This window comes from Thauera phenylacetica B4P, assembly GCF_000310225.1.
GTDB lineage: Bacteria > Pseudomonadota > Gammaproteobacteria > Burkholderiales > Rhodocyclaceae > Thauera > Thauera phenylacetica.
The window spans coordinates 1-5797 of record NZ_AMXF01000248.1; the positions used below are offsets into that span (position 1 = coordinate 1).

Consider the following 5797-nt stretch of genomic DNA (forward strand, 5'->3'; position numbering starts at 1 on the left):
AACCCAGTAGAGGCGCGCCGGTTTGTGTAGGAGCGCCGGCAGGCGCGAATCGGGCGGTCCACAGACCACCGTGGGTGACGAAGCCCACCGCCGCCTTCGCGCCTGCCGGCGCTCCTACATTCAACGGAGGCGCGCCGGTTTGTGTAGGAGCGCCGGCAGGCGCGAAGCGGGCGGTCCACAAACCACCGTGGGTGACGAAGCCCGCCGCCGCCTTCGCGCCTGCCGGCGCTCCTACATTGGACGGAAGCGCGCCAGGTGCCGTCTTCGCGCCTGCCGGCGCTCCTACATTTAATGGACGCGCGCCGATGCCTTTGCGCCTCGCGGCGCGCCTGCCGCGGTGCCGGTCCGGGTCAGCGCTCGCCGAGCGCTTCCGACAAGGTCTTGGTGACCGGCTTGGTCAGGTACTGCAGCACGGTGTTCGACCCGGTCCTGATCTCGACCGTGGAGGTCATGCCGGGCAGGATGTCGAGGTCGGCGTGGGGGCGGCCGCTGAACTTGCGGCGGTTCACACCGGGGAAGGAATAGCTGTTGCTCCAGCCGACCGAGGGGGTCTGGGCCTGGACGGCGGCCGCGACGAGCAGCAGGGACAGGGCGACGCGCGTGTTCATCGGTGGGGGGGGCGGCTAGCCGCGCATGAGGTTGGAGGCCTTGGGGCGCTCGACGCGGTCGTTGCTCTCGAGGCTGCCCTCGATGCGCGCGCCGCTCTCGATCTCGATGGTCTGGTACTTGATGTTTCCGCTCACGGTGGCGCCGGCGCGGATCACCAGGTGCTTGACCGCGGCGATCGACTGGCCGGCGTGGCCGGCGAGCTCGATGTTCTGCGCCGAGAGGCTGCCGTTGACGCGGCCGGAGGCGCCGATGCGGATGTCCTGGGCCGTGACGTCGCCGTCGATCGCGCCATTGACGAGCACGGTGCCGGGCGCCTCGATCTTGCCGTTCAGGCGGACGCCTTCGCCGATGATCAGGGAGCCGGCCTCCCAGTCCTGGTATTGAGTCATTGGTGTTCGATCCCCGAAGAGCGTGGAGTCGCGGTTGGTGTGGAGGAGCCCGCCGCGATCCGTGCTGGAGGGCGGTCGGGCTCGTGGGGGTGCTGCGGGCGGGTTCAGTGGGTCTTGCCGGAGCCGAACAGCCGGCTCATCAGGGAGCTCTGGCTCGGCAGCAGCTCGCGCGCGAGATCGCGCTCGCCCGTGCCGTCGACCGGCGGGCTCTTGTCGAAGATCGGCGCGAGCTTGTCGAGGGCCGGCGCCATGTTGTGCAGGGGGGCAGGGTCCTCGCGGAAGGTGAGCGTGCAGTTGAGGCTGTGCGCGCCGGATGCGACGGCGATGTCGCGGTAGTAGTGCAGCTCGCCCTCGACGACGGCGTTGGCGGTGATCGTGAGGCGCTCGGTGCAGTGGATCTCGCCGCGGACGGTGCCGTGCAGGGTGGCCTGGGCGCAGTAGATCTCGCCGATGATGGTGCCGCCGCCCAGCACGACCACCTCGCCGGCGTCGATCTTGCCGTCGATGCGGCCTTCCACCCGCACGCTGCCGGGAATGGTGAGCGAGCCGGCGACGTGGACGTCCTTGCCGACCACGAGGCAGCCGTAGGCCAGGGCCTCGTTTGCGGGCGTCGGCGGGGAAGGGGCCGGGGCCGGCTTGGCGGGCCGGTCGGCGCCGTGCAGGGTGCCGAGGCTGGCGGCCGCCGGGGCGGGACGCTCGTCGCGCGGCTCCACCGCAGCGATCGCTGCCGCGGCGACGCGAGCGTCGCTGTCCAGGCCGAATTCTGCGCGTTTCGCTTGCATGGTCATGGTTCCGTGAGTTGGTGTCGTCGCGACGCTCGGCTCCGCGCATGCGGACAGGGGGTGGGGCGACGGGTACGTCGGTACCCGGGACGCAACGATACCGTAAGGTAAAGATAGCACAAAATATACTTCATGCTGGGGGAGTCGGCGCGGTGCAGTCCCGGTGACGGGGGTGCGTGCGGAGCCGCCCGATTCGCGCCTGCCGGCGCTCCTACATGAACCATCACGACTCCGGTGTTACGTAGGAGCGCCGGCAGGCGCGAATCGGGCATGGACCATCGCGGCTCCCGTTTAGTGTAGGAGCGCCGGCAGGCGCGAAAGCCGCGGTGCGGCGCGCGCAGGCGTTGTCGCACGCGCTCGAAGAGGCGTAATGAAATTGTCTTGTGGATCGATCAAGGGTTAAATGTTACCTTACGTCTCGCACCTCTTCCCCCTTCCCGGAGATCGCGATGTTGATGCGTGCCTGGCGGCACCCCGTCACCCGTAGTGACCGCCTCGGCGCGTACGCGCGATACCTTTCCTGGAAGCTCCACGCCAGCGTGGTCAGCGGTCCGGTGTTGGTCCCCTTCGTCAACGAGACGCTGCTCCTTGCCGAGCCCTTGAGCCGGGAGACGCGCGAGCTCAGCCTGCTCGTCCTGAAGGATCCGGAGGCGATGGCCTTCGTGGCCCACTTCCTGCGCGGCGACGAGTATTTCGTCGACGTGGGGGCGAGCATCGGCAGCTATGCCGTGCTCGCGGCGGCGACGGCCGACGCCTGCGTGAGCGCCTTCGAGCCGGAGCCCGGGCGGGCGGCCCTGTTGCGGCGCAATGTGGCGCTGAACGGGCTGGGCGGCCGCGTGGATTGTCGCGAGCTCGCCGTGGCCGAGGTGCCGGGGGAGCTGGAGGCGTTCTGGAGCTCTACCCGCCGGCTGCCGCTGCCCTTGCGCGTGGCCACCCGCGAGTGCGCGTCCGCGGCGGTGGTGCGCCTCGATGACGCCCGCCTGGCCGGGCATCCGGTGCTGGCGCGGGTCGACGTCGGTGGCGACGAGCTCGCGGTGCTGCGCGGGGCGAACGCCACGCTCGGCGACCCGTCGCTGTGCGCCGTGATCGTCGGCGCCGACCCCGAGCGCGCGCTGGAGGACGAGCAGCCGGAGCTGGTGCGCGCCGTGCTCGAGCGCCACGGCTTCGTTCCGGCCGACTACGATCCCTGGCGACGCCGCCTGCTGCGCCTCGAACGTACCCGGCGCACGATGATCTACGTGCGCCAGCGCCGGGCCGAGCACATCGTGCGCCGCCTCGCCGAGGGCGCCGGGATCCGGGTCGACGCCAACCTGCGCATCTGAGCGGCGTGACGAGGGTGGGCCTCAGGCCCGCGCGAAGGCGCTCGAGCGGATCTGGCGGCGGGCTTCGAGCTGGCGACATGGCTCGGTGAACACCAGCCCCTTGCCGAACACCGACCGGATCGGCAGCGCGATGCACTGCCGGCGCGCCTTCTGGCGCAGCCGGTTGAGCACGACCTCGATGCGGTGGAACTCGCGGCTCGGGTCGCCCGGATAGACGGTCTCCAGTACCCGTTCCTTGCTCATCAGCTCGCCCGGGTGCGAGGTCAGCATCGCCAGCAGGATGCTCTCGGTGCCGGACAGCTCCAGCGTTCCGCGGCCGGGTTCGCTCAGGGTCTGCTCGAACGGGTCGAAGAGCCAGTTGGGTGCCGGCGCATCGTTGGCCGCCCGCTGCGCCGGATGCTCGGTGGCGGCACACACGCGGCGCCAGGTCGCGTCGATGGTGACCTGCAGCTCGCGCAGATCCACCGGTTTTGTAAGGTAATGATCTGCGCCGAGGCGCATCGCCTGCAGCTTGGTGTCGAGAGCGCTGCGGGCGGTCAACACGATCACGCCGCGTGCCGGGTCGTCGCGCAGGAGGTGGATCAGCTCCAGTCCGTCGCAGTCTGGGAGCGAGAGGTCGATCAGCGCCACGTCCGTGCGCGCCACGCTCAGCTGGCGGTTGAAGCTCTCGCCGCGCGCCGCGCTCCACACGGGGTAGCCGTTCGCGCGCAGCAGGAATTCGAGATCCTCGCGCAGGTCGTCATTGTCCTCGACGAGGCCGATATGTGGTTTCGAGATCGAGCCCATGGTGTCGTTCAGTCGATTCAAGGTTGTGGGCTTGCGGGCGTCCGTCGATGCTGCGCGGGCGCGGCCGGCGGCTCCGCAGACCTGTCCGCGCCGGCGTAGCCTCCTGCACGATAGGTAAAGTACCCGTCGTGCGTCAAGCATACATCATAGTAAGGATTCCGTGATGCCGGGTGTGCGGTTTTTTATGAGCGCCGTCTACGGGTGCCGCGCCGCGTTCGGGCAAAGACCGCGCGAAGGCCCGTGGATGCAGCGGTTCCGCTCGGAGCACGGGAAGGGAATTCATCCCGAAAGGTGAGAGAAGAGAGAAACGAGAGTGGAAGGATGGCGCATAAAGGATGATATTCGGGGTGAGAGTTTTAGGTAATCATTCTTTTTGCCCGAGGTGCCCCCATGCCCGCTCCGCGTGTCCGTCTCTCCGTCCTCTGCATGGCGCTGGCCGGCCTCCTGGTTCTGGGCGGCTGCACCACCGCCAGCTTCGATCGCAAGGCCGAGCGCGAGGCGAACCTCGGCAAGGACCTGCAGGCCCTCGACAAGACCACGGCAGAGGTGCTGCCCGATCGCCCGCTCGCCTTCCAGGAGGTGCTCGAGATCGCCTTGCGCAACAACCTCGAGCTCAAGGTCGCGCAGTACGAGCTCGAGATCGCCTCGCGCGAGCGCGTCGCCGCCCGCCTCGACATGCTGCCGCGGCTCGACGCCGAGGCTGCCTCGACGCGGCGCAGCGAACCCGAGGTCAAGGCGGTGCTGGGCCCGGACGGGCGGCCGTCGGGGGCGAGCTCGGTCAGCGAGCCGCGCCACAGTCGCACCGCCGATCTCACGCTCACCTGGAACGTGCTCGACTTCATGACCGCCGCGATCCGCAGCGAGCAGCGCGAGATGCAGCAGGCGCAGCTCGAGTATCGCCGCGAGAAGATCCGCCAGCGCATCGCGCTCGACGTCATCACCGCCTACTGGCGTGCCGCGGCGGCCGAGGACGCGCTCGAGTACAGCTACAACGTCAAGCGCCAGATGGAGCGCCAGTACGAGCGCCTGACCGCGTCGATGCGCGACCGCAGCGTGAGCCTGCTCGCCGGCAAGGAGGCCCAGCTCAAGCTCATCGAGCTGTCGATCGCCATCCAGAAGCTGCACGGCAACCTGTCGACCGCGCGCCTGGAGCTCGTGCAGCTGATGGGGCTCAAGCAGGCGACCGAGATCCGCCTGCAGCGTCCCGACCTGCGCGCCGTGATCGCCGCGCTCCCGCGCCCGGCCGATCTCGACATCAAGAAGCTGGAGTTCGCGGCGCTGCGCAATCACCCGGTGCTGTTCGAGAACGACCTGCAGGCCATGCTGCTGCAGGAGGACACGCGCAGCGCCATGCTGAGCCTGTTCCCGGGCGTGAGCCTGTTCGCCGGACGGCACTACGACGACAGCGCGTTGCTGCGCACCAACACCTGGAACGCGGTGGGTGCCGAGCTGAGCTGGAACCTGTTCGCGCTGCCGGCCAAGTTCCAGCGCCTCCAGGCACGCGAGCTCGCCGAACAGCGCGGCGAGGTCGATCGGGTGCTGGTCACCGCCTCGGTCATCACGCAGGTGCACCTCGGCCTGCTCGACTACGCGATCAAGGCCGACCGTTTCCTGCTGATGGACGACAGCTACAAGATCACCCAGGACATCGAGGGCATGACCGACGTGCTGCGCACCGCCGGCCAGGCGACCGACATGCAATACACCGAGCGCCTGCTCGAGAACCTGGCGACCAAGCTGCGCCGCGACGAGGCAGTGGTCGAGCTCTTCGCGGCGCACGCCAAGCTCTTCGCTTCGGTGGGCCTTGGGCCGGAGCTGTGGCAGGGCAACCTCGTCGAGCTCGGCGACGCGATCCATCGCGGCCAGTCGCCCGCGACGCCCGCCACGGGTGAGGAGGGCGGCGCGGGCG

At 69.3% G+C, this 5797-nt stretch carries 6 protein-coding genes; 2 read left to right on the top strand and 4 right to left on the bottom strand.

The features are described 5' to 3' along the window. Positions 1 to 350: 350 nt before the first annotated feature. From C667_RS26225 to C667_RS19595, 3 genes are all read right to left on the bottom strand, one after another. Complete coding sequence (locus C667_RS26225) at positions 351 to 608, bottom strand: hypothetical protein (RefSeq protein ID WP_004378003.1); 258 nt, start codon at positions 606 to 608, stop codon at positions 351 to 353. Positions 609 to 623: 15 nt separating this feature from the next. After that, entirely contained in the window at positions 624 to 998 is a 375-nt protein-coding gene (locus tag C667_RS19590) for a bactofilin family protein (RefSeq protein ID WP_004378005.1), read from the bottom strand. A gap of 104 nt (positions 999 to 1102) precedes the next feature. Next, positions 1103 to 1780: a bactofilin family protein gene (locus C667_RS19595; RefSeq protein WP_157302422.1), complete on the bottom strand. Its 678-nt coding sequence runs from the start codon at positions 1778 to 1780 to the stop codon at positions 1103 to 1105. Between the two features lie 449 nt (positions 1781 to 2229). Here C667_RS19595 and C667_RS19600 point away from each other — a divergent pair, with 449 nt between their 5' ends. After that, entirely contained in the window at positions 2230 to 3102 is an 873-nt protein-coding gene (locus C667_RS19600) for an FkbM family methyltransferase (protein WP_004378007.1), read from the top strand. A gap of 21 nt (positions 3103 to 3123) precedes the next feature. On the opposite strand, the gene C667_RS19605 is transcribed toward C667_RS19600, so the two are convergent. Beyond that, positions 3124 to 3909 carry a response regulator transcription factor gene (locus C667_RS19605; protein ID WP_245538504.1) on the bottom strand — a complete coding sequence of 262 codons (786 nt, stop codon included), beginning with the start codon at positions 3907 to 3909 and terminating at the stop codon, positions 3124 to 3126. Between the two features lie 369 nt (positions 3910 to 4278). On the opposite strand from C667_RS19605, the gene C667_RS19610 reads away from it, so the two are divergent. Then, positions 4279 to 5797 (top strand): TolC family protein (locus tag C667_RS19610; protein ID WP_157302424.1); only part of this gene is annotated, 1519 nt, incomplete at its 3' end.